Origin of the sequence: Pseudomonas sp. GD03903 (assembly GCF_029840045.1) — a bacterium.
GTDB lineage: Bacteria > Pseudomonadota > Gammaproteobacteria > Pseudomonadales > Pseudomonadaceae > Pseudomonas > Pseudomonas pseudonitroreducens.
This window is the reverse complement of the sequence record NZ_JAOCBT010000005.1, coordinates 378,661-401,018: the sequence shown is the minus strand read 5'-3', so window position 1 is coordinate 401,018 and position 22,358 is coordinate 378,661. Positions and strand designations below refer to the sequence as shown.

General features: G+C 68.8%; 3 protein-coding genes. All 3 read left to right on the top strand.

Features of this window, described 5'->3' with window-relative positions:
• Positions 1–120 precede the first annotated feature (120 nt).
• The 3 genes from N5C91_RS10845 to N5C91_RS10835 are packed head-to-tail and all read left to right on the top strand — an operon-like array spanning position 121 to position 21,931.
• Positions 121–12,909, top strand: a complete 12,789-nt coding sequence (locus tag N5C91_RS10845; protein ID WP_279829542.1) for a non-ribosomal peptide synthase/polyketide synthase — start codon at positions 121–123, stop codon at positions 12,907–12,909.
• Entirely contained in the window at positions 12,909–20,960 is an 8,052-nt protein-coding gene (locus N5C91_RS10840; protein WP_279829540.1) for a non-ribosomal peptide synthetase, read from the top strand. Before N5C91_RS10845 ends, N5C91_RS10840 begins: the two co-directional genes overlap by 1 nt.
• On the top strand, positions 20,957–21,931 hold the full coding sequence (locus tag N5C91_RS10835) for an alpha/beta hydrolase (protein ID WP_279829538.1): 975 nt from the start codon (positions 20,957–20,959) through the stop codon (positions 21,929–21,931). The genes N5C91_RS10840 and N5C91_RS10835 overlap by 4 nt, the downstream gene beginning before the upstream one ends.
• Positions 21,932–22,358: the final 427 nt, after the last annotated feature.

Below are 22,358 nucleotides of genomic sequence, written 5' to 3'. Positions count from 1 at the left end.
CTCCCAGGGGGAGAGGGGACCGATCGGAGCGAGCGTTGATAGCGGTGCTCCGAAAGAACAGCGAATCAAGAATTTCCTCCGGCGAGCGCCCACGCACTCGCCGCCAGAACAGGTGATGTCATGAACGACCGTTACGAAGCCGCCGGAAACCTGGTCGAGGCCCTGCTGCAACGCGCCTGCGAAATGCCGCGCAAGACCGCCCTGCGATTCATCGCCGAGAATGTCGAACAGCCCATCAGCTTCCGCGAGCTGGACGAGCGCGCCCGTGCCATGGCCGCCTGGATGCTGCGCCATGGCCAGCAGGGCGACCGTGCCGTCCTCCTGCTGCCCAGCGGCCCGGACTACGTCACGGCGTTCTTCGCCTGCCTCTACTCGGGCATCATCGCCGTGCCGGCCTATCCGCCGGAATCGGTGCGCCCGCAGCATCTGGCGCGCCTGCGCTCGATCCTCGATGACGCGGAACCCAGCCTGGTGCTCACCGATTCGACGCTGATCGAGGCCCTGCGCCCGGCCTGCGTGCGCGAGAACGGCGAGAGCCCGTTGCTGCTGGCGGTGGACCAGGCCGATCCGGCGTTGGCCATCGAATGGCAGATGCCGGAACTGGCCGACGACGACATTGCCTTCCTGCAGTACACCTCCGGCTCCACCTCGACACCCAAGGGCGTGCAGGTCAGCCACGGCAACCTGGTGGCCAACGAACGGCTGATCCGCCACGGTTTCGGCATCGGCGATGACGACGTGATCGTCAGCTGGCTGCCGCTGTTCCACGACATGGGCCTGATCGGCGGGCTGCTGCAACCGATCTACAGCGGCATCGAATGCGTGCTGATGTCGCCGCGCTACTTCCTCGAACGCCCGCGCCGCTGGCTGGAAGCCATCGCCCGCTTCGGCGGCACCGTCAGCGGTGGCCCGGACTTCGCCTACCGGCTGTGCTGCGAGCGGGTCAACGAGGCCGCTCTGGAAGGCCTGGACCTGAGCAAATGGCGCGTGGCCTTCTCCGGCTCCGAGCCGATCCGCCCGGACACCCTGGAGCGCTTCGCCGCCTGGTTCGCCCCGGCGCAGTTCGACGCCGCGTCCTTCTACGCCTGCTACGGCCTCGCCGAAGCCACCCTGTTCGTCACCGGCGGCGTGCGCGGTGAGGGCATCGGCCAACTGGAAGTGGACCTCAACGCCCTGGGCGAAAACATCGCCCGCCCGGGCCGCGGTACTTCGCTGATCAACTGTGGCCACACCCAGCCGGACCACGACGTGCAACTGGTCGACCCGCAGAGCGGCGAAACCCTCGGCCCGGACCGCGTCGGCGAAATCTGGAGCAGTGGCCCCAGCGTCGCGCTGGGCTACTGGCGCAACCCGGAGGCCAGCGCGCGCACCTTCGTCGAGAAGGACGGCCGCACCTGGCTGCGCACCGGCGACCTGGGCTTCCTGCACAACGACGAACTCTTCGTCACTGGCCGTCTCAAGGACATGCTCATCGTCCGTGGGCAGAACCTCTACCCGCAGGACCTGGAACGCTGTGTGGAAGAAGAGGTGGACCTGGTGCGCAAGGGCCGCGTCTCCGCCTTCGCCATCGAACACCAGGGCCGCGATGGCATCGGCATCGCCGCCGAAGTCGGGCGTAGCGTGCGCAAGCTGATCTCCGCCGAGGCGCTGGCGAAAGCCATCTCCGCCGCCGTGGCCGAGACCTTCCAGGAGGCGCCGCTGGTGGTGGCGCTGCTGGAACCGGGCGCACTGCCCAAGACTTCCAGCGGCAAGCTGCAGCGTTCGGCGTGCCGCGCCCAACTGCTCGATGGCAGCCTGCAGGCCTACGCCATCCAGCGCGCCGGAGAGCCGATCAGCGATGGCACCAGCGCCAGGCCGGTTGCTGCACTGACTGCCGAAGAGCAAGCCATCGCCGCACTCTGGAGCGAGGTGCTGGAGCTGCCGGCGATTCGCCGCGACGACAATTTCTTCGCCCTGGGCGGCAACTCGATCAAGGCCACCCAACTGATGGCGCGCCTGCGTGAGCGCCTTGGCCGCGCGGTTGAGCTGCGCCTACTGTTCGAAGCGCCGGAACTGGGCGCCTTCGTCGCCGCGCTGGCGGCCCTGCCGAACATTCAGGTCGAGGCTGTGCCGCAGCTCCCGCGTGACGGCCTGCTGGCGCTGTCGCCGGCCCAGCGCCGCCTGTGGTTCCTCTGGAAGCTGGAGCCGCAAAGCGCCGTCTACCACATCGCCGGGCGCATGAACCTGCGCGGCGAGCTGCGCCGCCCGGCGGTGGAGCAAGCCTTCGCCGTGCTGCTGGGCCGCCACGAAACCCTGCGCAGCCGTTTCATCGAGCAGTCGGACGGCGAAGTGTCGCTGAGCCTCTCCAACGACACGCAAGTGGAATTGACCGAGAGCGACTTCAGCTCCCTGGGCAACGCCCGCCGCGACATCGCCGCCCGCGAAGATGCGCAGGCCTTTGCCGGCGAACCCTTCGACCTAGCCACCGGCCCGCTGCTGCGCCTGCGCCTGCAGAACCTCGGCGGCGGCCGCCAGGCGCTGCTGCTCTGCGTGCACCACATCATCGCCGACGGCTGGTCGCTGAACCTGCTGCTGGACGAATTCGCCGAGTGCTACCGTGCCATCGTCGAGCAGCGCGAGCCGGTGCTGCCGACGCTGTCGCGCCAGTACCTCGACCTCGCCGCCGCCGAGCAGGCCAGGCTGGAGACGGGCGAGGGCGCGCGTCTGCTGGACTGGTGGAGCGAGCGTCTGGGCGACCAGCATTCGCCGCTGGAATTGCCCTTCACAACTGGCGAAAAAGGCCAGAGCGCCGAGTTGATCGAATGCGCAGTGGATGCCGACCTGACGCGTCAATTGCGCGCTCTGGCCCAGGCCCACGGCGCCACCCTGCCGATGCTCCTGCTCAGCGCCTACAACCTGCTGCTGCAGCGCTACAGCGGCCAGCACGACCTGCGCATCGGCCTGACCCAGGCTGGTCGCGAACAGCTGGACAGCGAGCGCCTGGTCGGCTTCTTCGTCAACCTGCTGGTGCTGCGCAGCGAGCTGCCCGAAGGCGCCAGCCTGCGTGGCGTGCTCCGCCAGCTGCGCGACAACCTGCTGCAAGCCCAGGCGCACCAGAGCCTGCCGTTCGAGCAACTGGTGGAGGCGCTGCAACCCGAGCGCGGCCACGGTCGCCACCCGCTGTGCCAGGTGGCCTTCGACCACCAATGGCAGCCGCGCGCCGGCAACGGCCTGCCGGGCCTGACCGTGGAAGCCCTGGAACAGCTCGACCTGGAAACCCCGTTCGACCTGGTGCTGCGCGTTCGTGAGGGCGAACAGAGCCTGCGTCTGAGCTTCTGCTATGCCCGCGAGCGTTACGCCGCAACCGGCATGCAGCGCCTCGTCGGGCACTTCCTCGAACTGTTGCGCACGCTGCCGCAAATGAACGCCGACGCCGTCCTCGACGCCCGCGACTGGCTGCCCGCCGGCGACTGGAGCATCGCCGTGGCCGGCGAGGCACCAGCCTTCGAGGCGCTGAGTGAGACCATCGCCGCTCAGGCCCGCCGCCATCCGGCGAAAATCGCGCTGATCGACGAGCAACGCGAGGTGAATTTCGCCGAGCTGGAAGACCGCTCCAACCGCCTGGCGCAGCGCCTGATCCAGCGCGGCATCGGCGCGGAGCGCCGGGTTGCGGTGGCGCTGCCGCGCGGCGTGGATATCCCGCTGGCCCTGCTGGCCGTCATGAAAGCCGGCGGCGCCTACCTGCCACTGGACGTCGACTACCCCGAGGAGCGCCTGGCCTGGCTGATGCAGGACGCCGGCGTCGACCTGCTGCTGACCAATGCCGCGCTGGCCGAGCGCCTGCCGCTGCCCGAGGGCGTCGAGCGCCTGGTGCTGGAAGAGGCCGACCTCGCCAACGCCCTGGCCGTGCGCCCGCTGCTGCGCATCGAGCCGCAGAACCTCGCCTACCTGATCTACACCTCCGGCTCCACCGGCCAGCCCAAGGGCGTTGCCGTCGCCCACGGCGAGATCGCCGCCCATTGCCGCGCCATCGGCCAGCGCTACGCCATGAGCGACGCCGACCGCGAGCTGATCTTCATGTCCTTCGCCTTCGACGGTGCCCATGAGCGCTGGCTCACCGCGCTGTCCCACGGCGGCAGCCTGCTGATCCGCAACGACGCGCTGTGGACCGCCGAGCAGACCCTGGAGCAACTGCGCCGCCATGCTGTGACGGTCGCTGCTTTCCCGCCGGCCTACCTGCAACAGTTGGCGGAACAAGCAACGATCCACGGCCACGCACCGAGCATGCGCATCTATTGCTTCGGCGGTGACGCGGTGCCGGAAGCGGCCTACCAGCTGGCGCACCAGGCGCTCAAACCCGAACACCTGATCAATGGCTACGGCCCCACCGAAACCGTGGTCACCCCGCTGCTCTGGAAGGCCGACGCGCGCACCGCGTGCGGCGCGGCTTATGCGCCCATCGGCGAAGTGGTCGGCGAACGCAGCCTGTATATCCTCGACGACCGCCTGCAACCGCTGCCGCGCGGCGTGGCCGGCGAGCTGTACATCGGCGGCCACGGTCTGGCGCGCGGCTACCATCAGCGCGCCGGCATGACCGCTGAGCGCTTCGTCGCCGACCCTTACGCGGACGGCCTTCGCCTGTACCGCAGCGGCGACCGCGTGCGCTGGCGTGAAGACGGCGCGCTGGATTATCTCGGGCGCGTCGACCAGCAGGTGAAGATCCGCGGGTTCCGCATCGAGCCGGGCGAGATCGAAGCACGCCTGCGTGCGCTGCCCGGCGTCCGCGAAGCGGCGGTGATCGCCCGCGACAGCGAGCGTGGCAAGCGCCTGCTGGGCTATGTGACGGGTGAAGGCGTCGCCGAAGACATCCTGAAAGCCGCGCTGCGTGCGCAACTGCCGGACTACATGGTGCCGTCGCGCATCCTCGTGCTTGGCGAAATGCCGCTCAACGCCAATGGCAAGATCGACCGCAAGGCGTTGCCCGAGCCGCAGGACGCCGCGAGCGCTACCGAAGCCCCACGCGACGGCCTGGAAAGCCGTGTCGCCGCCGTCTGGGCCGAAGTGCTTGGCGTGCCGAGCATCGGCCGCGAGGATGATTTCTTCGAACTGGGCGGCCACTCGCTGCTGGCAACCCAGGTGATCTCCCGTCTGCGTCGCGACCTGCATTGCGAAGTGCCGCTGCGCGACCTGTTCGAAGCCAGTCGCCTGGACGAATTCGCTGCCCGTCTGGGCGCTGCTAATCCTTCTGCTCGCCCGCCGCTGCGCGCCGTTGCCCGCGACGGCGAGCTGCCGCTGTCCGCCGCGCAGAGCCGCCTGTGGTTCTTCTGGCAGATGGAGCCGGCCAGCGCCGCCTACAACGTGCCGGGCGCGCTGCGTCTGCGCGGTGAGCTGGACGAAAAGGCCCTGCGCCGCGCCTTCGATGCCCTGGTGGCGCGCCACGAAACCCTGCGCACCACCTTCGACGAAGTAGACGGCCAGGCCTTCCAGCGCATCCAGCCGGCGCAGCCGCTGGACCTGGCGCGGGTCGATCTGTCCGCCGAAGCCGATGGCGAAAGCGTCGCGCGCCGACTGGCCGAGGAAGAGGCACAGCGCCCGTTCGACCTGCGCAACGGCCCGCTGCTGCGCCTGACGCTGATGCGATTGTCTCCAAAAGAAGTGGCCGACGCCGACCACGTGCTGCTGCTGACGATGCACCACATCGTCTCCGATGGCTGGTCGATCCGCGTGCTGGTGGACGAGTTCAGCCGTCTCTACGGCGCCTTCGCCGCTGGCGAGGAACTGCAATTGCCGGCGCTGCCGGTGCAGTACGCCGACTACGCCCAGTGGCAGCGCGAGCTGCTGGCGGGCGAGGAGGGTCAGCGCCAGCTGAACTGGTGGACCGAGCAACTCAGCCAGGACACGCCTGTCCTGGAACTGGCCGCCGACCGCCCGCGTCCGGCCGTGCAGAGTTATCGCGGCGGCAGCCTCGGCTTCAGTCTGGATGCCGGGCTGGGTAGCCGCCTCAAGCAACTGGCCCGCGAGCAGGACGTCACCCTGTTCATGCTGCTGCTCGGCGCCTACGCCGTGCTCATGCAGCGCTACAGCGGCCAGCGCGACCTGCGTGTTGCAGTGCCCATCGCCAACCGCCAGCAACTGGAAACCGAAGGCCTGATCGGCTTCTTCGTCAACACCCAGGTGATGCCGTGCGCATTGGCGGACGACGAATCCTTCGCCGCGCTGCTGGCCCGTCTCAAGCCGCTGGCACTGGGTGCGCAAGCCAATCAGGACCTGCCGTTCGAACAGCTGGTGGAGGCGCTGCAACCCGAACGCAGCCTGGCCTACAACCCGCTGGTGCAGGTGAAATTCAACTTCGGCTTCGACGTCAGCCGCCTGCCCGACGCCGGCGCGTTGAAGCTGGAACTGTTCAGCGAGGAACAGTACGGCGCGCGCTTCGACCTCGCCCTGGACATGGCCGAGGCGCTGGACGCCAACGGCCAGCCGGGCGATGAACTGCGCGGTAGCTTCGTCTATGCCCGCGACCTGTTCGACGAGGACAGCGTCGCCGGGATCGCCGGCCAGTTCGAGGCGCTGCTGCGTCAGCTGTGTGCCGAGCCACAACGTGCGCTGGGTGAGCTGCCGCGCCCGGTGGCCTCCCGCCGCCGTGGCGAGGTTCGCCAATGGCCGCAAGCGGATGTTCTCGGCCTGTTTGCCGCGCAGGTCGCCGCGCAACCGGACGCCATTGCCGTGCAGGATGAGCACATCCGCTATAGCTACGCCGAACTGGATCAGCGCACCAACCGCCTGGCCAACGCGCTGATCGACAGCGGTGTGGAGCAGGGCGAGTGCGTCGCCATCTGCCAGGAACGCAGCGCGCAGTGGATTCTCCTGCTGCTGGGCGTGCTCAAGACCGGTGCCACCTATGTACCGCTGGACCCGGCGCAGCCGGCCGAGCGCCTGCGCCAGTTGCTCCAGGACAACGCCATCGGCCGCGTGCTGGTCAGCGACGCGGCGCTGCTGGAGACCTTCGGCGATGCGGCCATGCTGATCCCCGTCGGCGGCGCGGAGCAGGGCGGTGATGCCGCGCCCGCGCGGAACATCGATCCGCAGCAGGCCGCCTACGTCATCTTCACCTCCGGCTCCACCGGCCAGCCCAAGGGCGTGCGCGTCAGCCACGCGGCGCTGGCCAACTACGTGCAAGCCGTGCTCGAACGCCTGCAGCTGGACCAGGGCCGCGCCCAGGGCCTGGGCATGGCGATGGTCTCCTCGGTGGCCGCGGACCTTGGCCACACCACGCTGTTCGGTGCGCTGTGCGGCGGTGGTCGCCTGCACCTGGCCGATGCCCAGGCGGTGGCGGATGCCGAGCGCTTTGCCGCGTTCATGCAGGACGTGGACGTGCTGAAGATCGTCCCCAGCCATCTCGCCGGCCTGCTGGCGGCCGCACCGAATGCTGCCGCCGTGCTGCCGCGCCGCCTGCTGGTGGTCGGCGGGGAAGCCTGCGACCGCGCGCTGCTGCAGCCGCTGCGCGAGCTGGCACCCAAGCTGCGCATCGTCAATCACTACGGCCCCAGCGAGTCCACCGTGGGCGTGCTGACCCACGAATGGTCGCTGCTCGAAGACCTGCCGGCGGCGAGCCTGCCCATCGGCACGCCGCTGGCCAACACCGCTATCCGCGTGCTCGACGAGAACGGGCGTGACCTGCTGCCGGGCGTGCCGGGCGAGCTGTACATCGCTGGCGCCGGCCTGGCGCTGGGCTACCTCGGCCAGCCGGAAATGACGGCCGAACGCTTCGTAGAGATCGAGGGGGAGCGCCTGTACCGCAGCGGCGACCGCGTGCGCCTGAACCGTCGCGGCGAAGTGGAGTTCCTCGGCCGCGTCGACGACCAGGTGAAGATTCGCGGCTACCGCGTCGAGCCGGGCGAACTGGCGCAGGCGCTCAAGCGCCTGCCGGGCGTGCGCGATGCCGTGGCGCTGGCCGAACGCGAAGGCGATGGCCCGATGAAGCTGCTGGCCTGGGCCGTCGCCGAGGGCCAGAGCGTGGAAGCGCTGCGCGAAGCCGTGGCCGGCGAAGTCCCGGAATACCTGCTGCCCGCCCAGCTGATCCTGCTGGAGCGCCTGCCGCTGAACGCCAATGGCAAGGTGGATCGCAAGGCCCTGCCGCGCGCCGAAGCGGTCGCCAAGGCCGTGAACAGCGTGCCGCTGAGCGAGCTGGAACAACGCATTGCCGATATCTGGCAGGCCGTGCTGAAAGTCGAGCAGGTCGGTGCCGAGGACAACTTCTTCGAACTGGGCGGCGACTCCATCCTCAGCCTGCAGATCATCGCACGCATCCGTAAGCTGGGTTACAAGCTCAGCCCGAAACAGCTGTTCGAGCGGCAGAGCGTCCGCCAGCTCGCGCAGTGGCTGGAGAGCCGTGCGCCGGCTGCCGCTGCGGCGCCCTTACCGGTGACCGCCGTTACTGGCGAAGTCAGCTTGTCGCCGGTGCAGGCGCGCTTCTTCGAGCGTGTACCGAGCGCCCAGCGCCACCACTGGAACCAGGCGCTGCTGCTGCAACCGCGCGAAGCGCTGGACGGCGACACACTGGCCCGCGCGCTGCACTGGCTGGTCGGCCAGCGCGACGCGCTGCGCCTGCGCTTCGACGGCAGCCGCCAGCGTTATGCTGAACAGGGTGCGCTGGACATGACCCTCCTGTGGCGCCGCCGCGCTGCCGATGCCCGCACCCTGGAGCGCCTGTGCGACGACGCCCAGGCCAGCCTGGATATCGCCAACGGCCCGCTGCTGCGTGCCATGCACGTCACGCTGGAAAGCGGCGGCGAACGCCTGCTGCTGGTCATCCACCATTTGGCGGTGGACGGCGTGTCCTGGCGCATCCTGCTGGAAGACCTGCAATACGCCTACCGCGAACTGCGCGCCGGGCGCACACCCGCAGCGCTACCGCGCAGCGACAGCTACCAGGTCTGGAGCGCCCGCCAGCAGGCAGCCGCCAACAGCTCCGAAGTTGCCGCCGAGCTGGCTTACTGGCAAGGCGAACTGCGCGCTGCGCCGTCGCTCGAGCGTGCCCGCAGCGACGCTCCGGGCACCTGGAAAGAAGCCGCCAATGCGCGCTTCAGCCTCGACGCCGAAACCACCCGCCAACTGCTCGGCCCGGCGCTGAAAGCGCAACGCCTGCAGATAAATGACCTGCTGCTGACCGCCCTGGCCCGCGCGCTGTGCGCCTGGACCGGCGAATCTTCCGCGCTGGTGGAAATGGAAGGCCACGGCCGAGATGCGTTCGACGACCCGGCAGCGTTGGACCTGAGCCGCTCCGTGGGCTGGTTCACCGCGCTGTATCCAGTCCGCCTGCATGCCGGCGGCGAGCCGGGCGACGACCTGCGCGCCACCCGCGAGCACCTGCGCAACCTGCCGCGCGCCGGCATGGGCTACGGCCAACTGCGCTACCTCAGCCGGCACGCCGCCAGCCTGCGCGACCTGCCCACGCCGCAGGTGACCTTCAACTATCTCGGCCAGCTCGACCAGGCCTTCGCCGACGCCGACTTCCTGCCGGCCCTCGAAGGCGTGGGCCGCAGCCAGCCGCTGAATGCCGCGCTGGGCAATGCGCTGGTCTACGCCGGCCGTGTGCTGGGTGGCGAGCTGAGCCTGGAAGTCACCTACAGCAGCGCGATGTTCGACGCTGCCGACATCGATGAGCTGCAAGCGCTGCTGCGCGCCGAATTGCAGGCGCTGGTGGCTTACTGCATGACCACGCCACGCAAGCTGGAAGCCGCCGAGCTGCCGTTGGTCGATCTGGATCAGGCCCAGCTCGATGCGCTGCCGCTGCCGGCTGGTGTCGAGGACCTCTATCCGCTGTCGCCGATGCAGCAAGGCATGCTGTTCCATGCTCTCGACGTGCCGGGCTCATCGCTCTACGTCAACCAGCTGCGCGTCGACCTGGATGGGCTCGACGAGGCGCGCTTCCTCGACGCCTGGCGCGCGGTCATCGCGCGCCACGCTAACCTGCGCACCGGCTTCCTCGCCAGTGTGGATTCGGCCCCGTTGCAGTTCGTCCTGCGTGAGGTGCCGTTACCGGTGCAGTCCTTCGACTGGCGCGACCAGCAGGTCAGCGAGCAGCAACTGGATAGTGTCGCCGATGCCCAGCGCAACCTGGGCTTCGACCTGGCCCAGCCGCCGCTGCAACGCCTGGCGTTGCTGCGCCTTGGCGAACGTCGCTACCACCTGATCTGGACCTGCCACCACCTGCTGCTGGACGGCTGGAGCAGCGCGCGGCTGATCGGTGAAGTGCTCGCCCTGTACCGTGGCGAGTCGCTGCCGGCGCCCGCTGCGCAGTACGGCGACTACATCGGCTGGCTGCGTGCCCAGGACGGCGCCGTCGGCGAAACCTTCTGGCGCGAGCGCCTGAATGGCTTCGATGAGCCGACCCTGCTGGCCACCGCCTGCAACGCCAGCTTCCGCGAGGAACCGCTGCGCGAGCTGCACAGCCGTCTCGACACGGCGCCGCTGCAACGCTTCGCCCAGGCCCAGCGCATCACCCTCAACACCCTGGTGCAGGGCGCCTGGGCGCTGCTGCTGCAACGCTACTGCGGCCAGCGCAGCGTGACTTTCGGCGCGACCGTCGCCGGCCGCCCGGCGAGCCTGCCGGGAGCGGAGGAGAGCCTCGGCCTGTTCATCAACACGCTGCCAATCCTGCAGGTTCCGGACGACGCCCAGCGTGTCGGCGACTGGCTGCGCCAGTTGCAGGCCTTCAACCTCGACGTGCGCGAGTTCGAGCACACGCCGCTTTACGACATCCAGCGCTGGGCCGGCCGTGGCGGCCAGGCGCTGTTCGACAGCCTCATCGTGTTCGAGAATTTCCCCATGGACGCGGCGCTGTCGTCGTCCGCGGACGATGAGCTGCGCATCCTCGGCCATCGTCCGGTGGACGGCACCAACTACGCCCTGGCCCTGGTGGCCAGTGCCGGCGAGCAGCTGGACGTGCGCTACACCTACCGCGCCGACCGCTTCAGCGCGAGCCAGATCGAACAGCTGCGCGGCCATTTCGAGCGTCTGCTGCTGGCTCTGGTGGCAGACGCCGAGCGCCCGCTGGGTCGCCTCAGCCAATTGGCCGACGCGGAGCGCAACGAACTGCTGCAACGCTTCAACGCCACCGAGGCCGCTTTCCCGGCAGACACTCAATTGCAGGAACTGATCGAGCGCCAGGTTGCGGCGACTCCGGACGCGCTGGCCCTGCAATTCGGCGAGCAGCGCCTGAGCTACGCGCAGCTCAACGCCCGCGCCAACCAGCTCGCGCACTGGCTGCGCGGCCAGGGGGTCGGCCCAGATGTGCTGGTCGGCGTGGCTGCCGAGCGCTCGGTGGAGCTGGTGGTGGCCTTGCTGGGCATCGTCAAGGCCGGCGGCGCCTATGTGCCGATGGACCCGGACTACCCGCAGGATCGCCTGCAGCACATGCTGGCCGACAGCGGCGTGAATCTGCTGCTGACCCAGCAACACCTGTTGGAGCGCCTGCCGCAGACGGCTGCGAAAGCCCTGTGCCTGGACAGCCAGTGGAGCGAGATCGCCACGGCTTCCGCGCAGAATCCTGTCATCCAAGGCAGCCCGCAGAACCTCGCGTACCTGATCTATACCTCCGGCTCCACCGGCAAGCCCAAGGGCGCTGGCAACAGCCACCGCGCGTTGGTCAACCGCCTGCACTGGATGCAGAAAGCCTATGCGCTGGATGCCTCCGACCGCGTGTTGCAGAAGACTCCGTTCAGCTTCGACGTGTCGGTGTGGGAGTTCGTCTGGCCGCTCATGACCGGCGCTGCCCTGGTGGTCGCCGCGCCCGGTGCGCACCGCGATCCGGCGGCACTGCGCCAGGTGATCGAGGCGGGGCAGGTCACTACGCTGCACTTCGTGCCGTCGATGCTGCAGGCCTTCGTCGCTTCCGGCGAACTGGAGCGCTGCACCTCGCTGCTGCAGGTGATGTGCTCCGGCGAAGCGCTGCCCTATGAGCTGCAACAGCAATTCCGCCAGCGCAGCAGCGCGAAGTTGCACAACCTCTACGGCCCGACGGAGGCGGCGATCGACGTCAGCTTCTGGGCCTGCGACGAGGACAACGCGCGGCAGGTCGTGCCCATCGGTCGGTCCATCGACAACCTGCGCCTGGTGCTGCTGGACGAGCGCCTGGAGCCTGTTCCGCAAGGCGTCGCCGGCGAGTTGTACATCGGCGGCGTGGGCCTGGCGCGCGGTTACCACGCACGCCCCGGCCTGACCGCCGAGCGCTTCGTCGCCGATCCACACGGGCAGGGCGAGCGCCTGTATCGCACCGGCGACCTGGCTCGCCAGCGCGAGGATGGCGCCATCGAATACCTCGGCCGTCTCGACCACCAGGTGAAGATTCGCGGCCTGCGCATCGAGCTGGGCGAGATCGAGGCGCGCCTGCAAGCGCAGCCGGAAGTCAGCGAGGCCGTGGTGGTGGCGAAGGACGGCGTGCTGCTGGCCTATGTGGTCGCCAGCGCCGAGCCCGAGGCGCTGCGCCAGGCGCTGCAAGGCGAACTCCCGGACTACATGGTGCCGTCGCGGATCATCGTCCTCGACGCCATGCCGCTGTCGCCCAACGGCAAGCTGGACCGCAAGGCCCTGCCGGACCCGCAACTGGGCGACAGCCAGCGTGAGTACGTGGCACCGCGCAGCGATCTGGAAGTGGAGCTGGCCGGCATCTGGCAGCACGTGCTGAAGGTGGATCGCGTTGGCCTGCACGACGACTTCTTCGAGCTGGGCGGGCATTCGCTGCTGCTCACCCAGGTCGGCCTCACTCTGCGTCAGCGCCTGGGCCTGGAATTGCCGCTGCACCGCTTGTTCGAGCTGAGCAACATCGAATCGCTGGCCGCCTGGATCGAAAGCCAGAGGGCAGGCTCCGCCAGCGCGGAAGAGGAACTGGACCTGATGGATGAACTGCTCGGCGAGCTGGAGAATCTCTGATGAGTGGGGGAATGAATCACCCGATGGACGCCCAGCTGAAACAGGTCGCGGAGCGCCTTGGCGCGCTATCCGAGGACAAGCAGATCATCTTCCTGCGCCAGCTCCGCGAGAAAGGCGTGAGCCTGTCGCGCCTGCCGATTCTCCGTGAGGGGCGCGAACACGCGCCACTGTCGGCGGCCCAGGCGCGCCTGTGGTTCCTCTGGCAGATGGAACCGCATAGCGCCGCCTACAACATCCCGGCCGCCGTGCGCCTGCGCGGCGCGCTGGACGAGGGCGCGCTGCAGCGTGCCTTCACCGCGCTGATCGCGCGCCATGAAAGCCTGCGCACAGTCTTCCGCAACGTAGAGGATCGCTCTGGTAGGGCGAATGACGCGCAGCGTCATCCGCCGCAACCCGGGCCGGGTGCGACGGCGGATAACGCTGACGCGTTATGCGCCCTACGGGGGCCGGATGGTCAGGTTCCGCCCACGGTGGAGGGCCGCTCTGGTAGGGCGAATGACGCGCAGCGTCATCCGCCGCAACCTGGGCCGGGTGCAACGGCGGATAACGCTGGCGCGTTATGCGCCCTACGGGAATCGGATGGCGAGGTCATGCAGTGCATCCTGCCGCCGGTGCCGGCGCATCTGGAGCGAAAGGACTTCGCGAATGAAGCCGAGGCTCGCCAATGGTTGAACCAGTGCGCGCAACGCTCCTTCGATCTCGCCGAGGGCCCGCTATTGCGCCTGCACCTGGCGCGGCTGCCGGGTGAAGCGCTGCTGCTGGTGAACCTGCATCACATCATCGCCGACGGCTGGTCCATCGGTGTACTGATCGATGACTTCTCGGAGTTATACAAAGCCGAAGTAAACGGCACCCAGGCCGAGCTGGAGGCCTTGCCGATCCAGTACAGCGACATCGCCCGCTGGCAGCGCCTGTGGCTGGCGGCCGGCGAGGGCGAGCGGCAACTGGCCTACTGGCAGGAACAGCTGGGCGACGAATCGCCGCTGCTGACCCTGCCGGGCGACCGGCCGCGCCCGCTGGTGCAGAGCTACCGCGGCGCCACCCTGGAGTTCGAGCTGCCGCGCGCGCTGAGCGACTCCCTGCGCGAACTGGCGCGGGGGCAGGGCGCCACGCTGTTCATGTTGATCCTGGCTGCGTACCAGTTGCTGCTGTCGCGCTACAGCGGTCAGCGCGAGTTGCGCATCGGCGTGCCCATCGCCGGCCGGGGCCGCGCCGAGAGCGATCGGCTGATCGGCTTCTTCGTCAACACCCAGGTGCTGTCCGGGCGTATCGACGGCGACGAATCCTTCAACGCCTTCCTGGCCCGCACCCGCGAAGCCGTGCTGGGCGCCCAGGCCAACCCAGACCTGCCATTCGAGCAACTGGTGGACGCGCTGCAACCCGAGCGCAGCCTGAGCTACAACCCGCTGTTCCAGGTGGCCTGCAACCACCAGCCGAGTCGCCGCGACGCGCTGCGTGAGCTGCCCGGTGGCCTGCAGCTGGAAAGCCTGGAGCTGGACAGCGGCATCGCCAAGTTCGACCTGACCCTGAACACCGAGGAAAGCCGCGACGGCCAGGTGCGCGGGCAGTTCATGTACGCCACCGACCAGTTCGACGCGGCGACCATCGAGCGTCTCGCCGGGCATTTCCTCAACCTGCTGCGCGGCATCGTCGCCGAGCCGCACTGCCCGGTGGCGCGCTTGCCGCTGCTGGAGGGCAGTGAGCGTGAACAACTGCTCTACGGCTGGAATGCCACCGGGATGGACTATCCGCGTAACGCCTGTCTGCACGAGCTGATCGAGCAGCAAGTGGCGCGCACGCCCAACGACATTGCGCTGACTGACGGCCAGCGCAGCCTCGACTATGCCGAACTCAACAGCCGCGCCAACCGCCTCGCGCACTGGTTGCGCGAGCAGGGCGTCGGCCCGGACAGCCGCGTCGGCGTCGCCCTGGAACGCTCGGTGGAGCTGCCGGTGGCGTTGCTGGCGGTGCTCAAGGCGGGTGGCGCCTATGTGCCGCTGGACCCGGAATTCCCCGCCGAACGCCTGGCACACATGCTCGAAGACGGCGGCGTACGCCTGCTGCTGACTCAGCAGCACCTGCTCGGCGAACTGCCGCAGACCGGCGCCCGTGCCTTCTGCCTGGACCGCGACTGGGCGCAGCTGGAAGCCTATGCCGACAGCGACCTGGCGAATCTCGCGCGCCCGGACGATCTCGCCTACGTCATCTACACCTCCGGCTCCACCGGCAAGCCCAAGGGAGTCGCGGTGCGCCACGGCGGGGTGGTCAACTTCATGCTCAGCATGGCCCGTGAACCAGGGCTGGACGCGCGGGACCGCGTGCTCGCGCTGACCTCGCTGTCCTTCGACATCTCCGCGCTGGAGCTGTACCTGCCGCTGCTGGTCGGCGGCCGCGTGGTGCTGGTGGACCGCGACGTCGCCCGCGCCCCGGCGCGCCTGCTGGGCGTGGCGCTGGAACAGGGCGTGACGGTGATCCAGGCGACGCCGAGCACCTGGACGCTGCTCAGCGGCCACGAGGAATTCCCGCGCCTGACTGGCTGCCGCTTCTTCTGCGGCGGCGAGGCGCTGTCCGCCGAACTGGCGGACAAGCTCACCGCACGCTTCGATAAGGAGAGCGGCGATGCCCTGTGGAACCTCTACGGCCCCACCGAAACCACCATCTGGTCGGCGGCCTGGAAGATCGACAAGGGCGCCCGCGCACTGCTCGGCAAGCCCATCGCCAACACCCAGCTGTACATCCTCGATGGCGAGCTGCAACCGTCGCCCATCGGTGTGGCCGGCGAGCTGTACATCGCCGGCGACGGCCTGGCGCGCGGCTACCATGGCCGCCCCGAACTGACCGCCGAACGCTTCGTCGCCGATCCCTACGCTGGTTTATACGGCCAGCCAGGCCGGCGCATGTACCGCACCGGCGACCTCGCGCGCTGGCGCGCCGATGGTGTGCTGGAATACCTCGGGCGTATCGACCACCAGGTGAAGATTCGCGGCTTCCGTATCGAACTGGGCGAGATCGAGTCGCGCCTGCTCGGCCAACCCGGCGTGCGCGAGGCGGTGGTGATCGCCCGCGACGCGGGGCAGGTGAAACAGCTGGTGGGCTACGTGACCGGCCAGATCGATAGCGACCTGCGCGCCGCGTTGCTGGAAGAGCTGCCGGACTACATGGTCCCCGCGCAGATCGTCCAGTTGCAGCGCATGCCGCTCACGCCCAACGGCAAACTGGACCGCAAGGCCCTGCCGGAGCCGGACTTCAGCCTGTTGCAGAAGAGCTACCGCGCACCGGAGAGCGAGCGTGAGCAGACGCTCGCGGCCATCTGGTGCGCCGTACTGGGCCTGGAACGGGTCGGCCTGGACGACAACTTCTTCGAGCTGGGCGGCGACTCCATCGTTTCCATCCAGGTGGTCAGCCGCGCCCGCGCCGCTGGCCTGCAGCTGAGCCCGAAGGATCTGTTCCAGCATCAGACGCTGCAGGCACTGGCTCGTGTGGCCGGTGATTTCGCAGCGCTTGAAGCGCCGTCGGTAAGCAGCGCGGCCATCGATGCGCCGGATGCCGCGCAACTGGCCGCGCTCGGTCTGAACCCCGACCAGATCGAAGACCTCTACCCGCTGTCGCCCATGCAGCAGGGCATGCTGTTCCACGGCGTGGACGGCAGCGAAGGCGGCGTCTACGTCAACCAGCTGCGCGTGGAAGTGCACGGGCTGGACGTCGAGCGTTTCCGCAGCGCCTGGCAGGCCGCGCTGGATGCCCATGACAACCTGCGTGCAGGCGTGCACTGGCAAGGCCTCGATAAGCCGCTTCAGGCCGTGCACAAGCGCGTCGAGCTGCCGCTGGAAGTCCTGGACTGGCGCGGCCGCGAGGACATGGATGCGGCGCTGGACGAGCTGGCTACCGCCGAACGCAGCCGCAGCTTCGACCTGGAGCGTCCGCCGCTACTGCGCCTGGTGCTGGTGCGCAGCGCCGAGGACAGCCACCAGTTGGTCTATACCCATCACCACATCCTGCTCGACGGCTGGAGCAACGCCCAGCTGTTCGCCGAAGCGCTGCGCCGCTACAACGGCGAGTCCATCGCCGAGCAGGGCCGCTACCGCGACTACATCCACTGGCTGCAAGCGCAGGATCAGCAGCAGGCGCAGGACTTCTGGAGCGCGCGCCTGCAAGGTTTCGCCCAGCCCACCGTGCTCGCCGACAGCCTGGCGCGCCCGGCCGAGGGCAGCGGCCACGGCCTGGAATACAGCCGCTACGATGCGGCGGCTACCGAGCGTCTGAAGGCATTCGCCCGCAGCCAGCGGGTAACGCTGAACACTCTGGTGCAGGCGGCGTGGATTCTCCTGCTGCAACGCTACACCGGGCAGCAGCGCGTGGCCTTCGGCGCCACCGTCGCCGGCCGCCCGGCGCAACTGGCCGGCGCCGACAGCCTGCTGGGCCTGTTCATCAACACGCTGCCCATCGTCCAGGCGCCGGCCGAACACGCCGACCTGGGCGACTGGCTGCGCGAACTGCAGGCCTACAACCTGGACGTGCGCGAGTTCGAGCACACGCCGCTGTACGACATCCAGCGCTGGGCCGGCCAGGCCGGGCAGGCGCTGTTCGACAGCATCATTGTGTTCGAGAACTACCCGGTGGATGAGGTGCTGCGCAGCGCCCGGGGCCCGCGCTTCGGCGAGCTGAAATCCAAGGACGAGACCAGCATTCCGATGGACCTCGCGGTGCGCGTCGGCGACCGACTGGAGATCGAATACCAGTACCTGCGCGCGCACTTCAGCGCACCGGCCGTGGCGCGCCTGCGCGGCAACCTGGAACAGGTGCTGGACAGCCTGCTGCACGGCGCCGGCAAGCGCGTCGGCGAGCTGCAGTGCCTGTCCGCCAACGACCGCGCGGCGCTGGCCGCCTGCCGTGGCCCGCAGCAGTCCTTGCCGCCGGCCGAGCCGGTGCACCTGGCCATCGCGCGCCAGGCCGCTCTGCGCGGCGCTGACGTGGCGCTGATCTGCGGCGACGAGGAGATCGACTACGCGGCGCTGGAGCGCGACTCCAACCGCCTGGCCCATCGGCTGATGGCGCTGGGTGTCGGCCCGGAGGTCCGCGTCGGCGTGGCGTTGCCGCGCAGCGTACGCATTCCCTTGGCGCTGCTGGCGGTGCTCAAGGCCGGCGGCGCCTACGTGCCGCTGGACGCCGAGTACCCGCGCGAGCGCCTGGAATTCCAGATGAGTGACGCCGGCATCGCGCTGCTGATCACCGACAGCCGCCTGCGCGAGCGCCTGCCGCTGCCAGCGGGCGTGGCTTGCCTGGAGCTGGATGGCCTTGATCTTTCTGGCGAAGACAGCAATCTGCCGGTGGTCGGCCTGGAGCCGGAAAACCTCGCCTACCTGATCTACACCTCCGGCTCCACCGGCAAGCCCAAGGGCGTGGCGGTCAGCCATGGCCCACTGGCCATGCACTGCGCGGCCATCGGCGAGCTGTACCGGATGGACGCGGCGACCTGCGAGCTGCACTTCATGTCCTTCGCCTTCGACGGCGCCCACGAGCGCTGGCTGACCACCCTGGTGCATGGCGGCAGCCTGGTGCTGCGCGGCGATGAGCTGTGGACGCCGGAGCAGACCTACCGCGTGCTGCACGACAAGCAGGTGAGCGTGGCGGCCTTCCCGCCGGTGTACCTGCAACAACTAGCCGAGCACGCCCTGCGTGACGGCAACCCGCCACCGGTGCGCATCTACTGTTTCGGGGGCGATGCGGTGCCCAACGCCAGCTTCGAACTGGCCAAGCGCGCCCTGCGCGCCGAACACCTGATCAACGGCTACGGTCCCACGGAAACCGTGGTCACGCCGCTGCTGTGGAAGGCTGATCGCGCCACGGCCTGCGATGCCGCCTATGCCCCCATCGGCAAGGGCGTTGGCGCGCGCACGCTGTACATCCTCGACGAGCAACTACGCCAGGTTCCGCTGGGCGTAGCGGGTGAGCTGTACATCGGTGGTGATGGTCTGGCGCGGGGCTATCACGAACGCGCCGGGTTGACCGCCGAGCGTTTCGTGGCGGACCCGTTTGATCTGTCCCAAGAGCATGGCGGCCGGCTCTACCGCTCCGGCGACCTGGTGCGCGGCCGCGCTGACGGCGTGATCGACTACGTCGGGCGGATCGACCACCAGGTGAAGATTCGCGGCTTCCGCATCGAGCTGGGCGAAATCGAGGCGCGCCTGCAGGATCACCCGCAGGTCAGCGAGGCGCTGGTGGTCGCCCGCGACGGCATCAGCGGCAAGCAGTTGGTGGGCTACGTGGTTGGCGAAGCGGACGGCGACACGCTGCGCAGCTTCCTCCGCGAGCAGGTGCCGGACTACATGGTGCCGGCGCAGATCCTCCAGCTTGCGCGCTTCCCGCTGTCGCCCAACGGCAAGATCGACCGCAAGGCATTGCCCGAGCCAACGTGGCAGGGTGAGGCCTACGAAGCGCCGCGCAACGAGCGCGAGCAGGCCCTGGCCGACATCTGGCAGGACGTGCTGCAGGTGGAGCGCGTCGGCATCCGCGACAACTTCTTCGACCTCGGCGGCGACTCCATCCTCAGCCTGCAGATTGTCTCGCGAGCGCGGCAGGCGTTGGGCGAGGGCGTGGAAATCCGTCTGCGCGACCTGTTGCAGTACCAGACCATCGCCGGCCTGCTGGAGCGCGCCGAGAGCGTGGCCGAGGCGGTGCCGGTGAATACCGTGGAAGTCGTCGATGATGGCGAATCCTTCGGCCTGGTGCCGATCCAGCACTGGATGTTCGAGCAGCAGCTGGAGGAGCCGAACCACTTCAACCAGGCGGTGTTGCTGGAGTGCCGCCAGCGCCTGGATGCCGATGCGCTGGAGGCGGCGCTGCAAGGCTTGCTGGCCGAGCACGGCAGCCTGCGCCTGTCGTTTGCACGCGGGACTGACGGCCAGTGGCGCCAGCGTTATCGCGAGGCCAGCGAGATCACCGGTGCGTTGCTCTGGCAGCGTCAGGCAGCGAATTCCGAGGAGGCGCTGCTGATCGCCAACCAGGCGCAGCGCAGTCTCGACCTGAGCGAAGGTCGTCTGCTGCGCGGCGTGCTCACCGACATGGCCGACGGCACCCAGCGCCTGCTGCTGGTGATCCACCACCTGGGCGTTGACGGTGTGTCCTGGCGCATCCTGCTGGAGGAACTGCAACAGCGATACGCCGCGCAGGTCAGCGGCGAGCCGGCGCCACGCTTCGAGCGCACCAGCGCCTACCGCGCCTGGGCCGAAGGCCTGCGCGAGTATGCCGACAGCCAACTGGCGCAAGGCGACCTGCCGTACTGGCTGGAGCAGACCGAAAGCGCCGGGCTGGGCCAGCCGCAGCGCGACAACCCGCGCGGCACCGAGCGCATGGCACAGCTGGAGCAGACGTTCCTGCGCCTGGACCGCGAGCAGACCCAGCGCCTGCTGAAGGTCGCGCCCGAGGCCTACCGCACGCAGATCAACGACCTGCTGCTGACCGCCCTGGGCCGCACGCTGTGCCAGTGGTGCGAGAGCGAGTCGGTGCTGATCGGCCTGGAAGGCCACGGCCGCGAGGACATCCTCGACAGCGTCGACCACAGCCGCACCCTGGGCTGGTTCACCAGCCTGTTCCCGCTGCGCCTGACGCCGGGGCAGGGCGGTTACGCCCACGCCATCCCGGCGATCCGCCAGCAACTGCGCGCGGTGCCGGACAAGGGCATCGGCTACGGCGCCCTGCGCTACCTGGGTGACAGCGCGCTGCGCCGCCAGCTCGCCGCCCGCGCCGAACCGCGGGTCACCTTCAACTACCTCGGCCAGTTCGACCAGAGCTTCGACGACCAGGCGCTGTTCGTGCCCTTGCAGGAGAAGCCCGGCGACACCTATGCCGCCAGCACGCCGATGAACAACTGGCTGGAGATCGTCGGCCAGGTCTACGACGGTGAGCTGACCCTGCGCTGCATGTTCAGCCGCCGGGTGTTCCGCCCGTCGCGCATCGAGGCGCTGATGGCGCAGCTGCGAGAAGAGCTGGTCGGGGTGATCGGCCACTGCTGCGCGCAGGTTGAAACCGCCAAGGAAAAGGCCACGGTATGAATGCATTGATGAAAGAGGTCGGCATGCTGCATCCGGAGATTTCCGCGTTTCTCGATATGGTCGACGAGGGCCGCCGCAGTGGTCGGCCGGCGCTGCATGAACTGCCGGTGGAACAGGCGCGGGCGGACTTCGAGGCTTCCTCGGAGTCGCTCAGGGCCGGGGCGCCGTCGATGCCCGTGGAGGCATTGCGGATTCCGGCTCGGGAGGGGCGCGAACTGCCCGCACGCTTGTATCGGCCCGCTTTCGCAGGAAACGGCGCAGGGGACGCGGCGATCCTGTATTTCCACGGCGGCGGCTATACGGTCGGCAGCCTGGACTCCCACGATGGCTTGTGTCGGTTGCTGGCGAAGCACTGCAATTGCCCGGTGATTTCGCTGGGCTATCGACTGGCACCGGAGGCGCCTTTCCCGGCCGCCACTCACGACGCCCGCGATGCCTGGAACTGGCTGCTGGCCTCTGCCGCCAGCCTGGGCTTGAACCCGCGCCGCCTGGCGGTGGGTGGCGACAGTGCCGGCGCCACCCTGGCGACCGTGCTCTGCGCCGAGCTGGCGGGCGAGGGCGCCGAACAGCCCTGCGCTCAGTTGCTGTTCTATCCGGCGGCGGATGCCGGTGCACGCAGCGAATCCCAGGAGCTGTTCGCCGAAGGTTATCTGCTGGAGACGGCCAGCCTGGATTGGTTCTACCAGCAGTACGTGCCTGACGTTTCCCTGCGCCGCGATTGGCGTTGCTCACCGTTGCATGCGGGCGCGGCCCTGCAAGGCAGCGCTCCGGCACTGCTGTTTGCCGCGGAGTTCGATCCGTTGCTGGACGAAGGCCTGGCCTATGCCCACGCGCTGGTGGCGCAGGGCGTGGAAGTGGAGGCCGAGCGCTGCTGCGGGATGACCCATGACTTCCTGCGCATGGGCAACCTGGTGCCGGAGGTGGAGGGGTATTACCGGCGCGTGGCGGAGTTTCTTGCGGCGCGCTGGTGAGCTTTCCTGTAGGAGCGAGCACGGGGTTGGCTATTGGAGTGCCGCCACCGGCCACATGGCGGCGGATAACACTGGCGCGTTAGGCGCCCTACGATACTGCGTCACGGTGGAGAGCGAATGTAGGATGGCGTGGAGCGCAGCGATACCCATCGATGATGATGCGCTCGGGGCAGCATGGGTATCGCAAGCTCCACCCATCCTACAGATGAAGGCCGGAAGGCTATTGCACCGCCGCCACCGGCTGCGCAGCCAAGTCACGGCTCGCCGCTTCCGGCAGGACCGTAGGGTGAATAACCTGGAACAGGTTATCCGCCGGCCACATGGCGGCGGATAACGCTGGCGCGGTAGGCGCCCTACGATACTGCGTCACGGTGGAGAGCGAACGTAGGATGGCGTGGAGCGCAGCGATACCCATCGATGATGATGC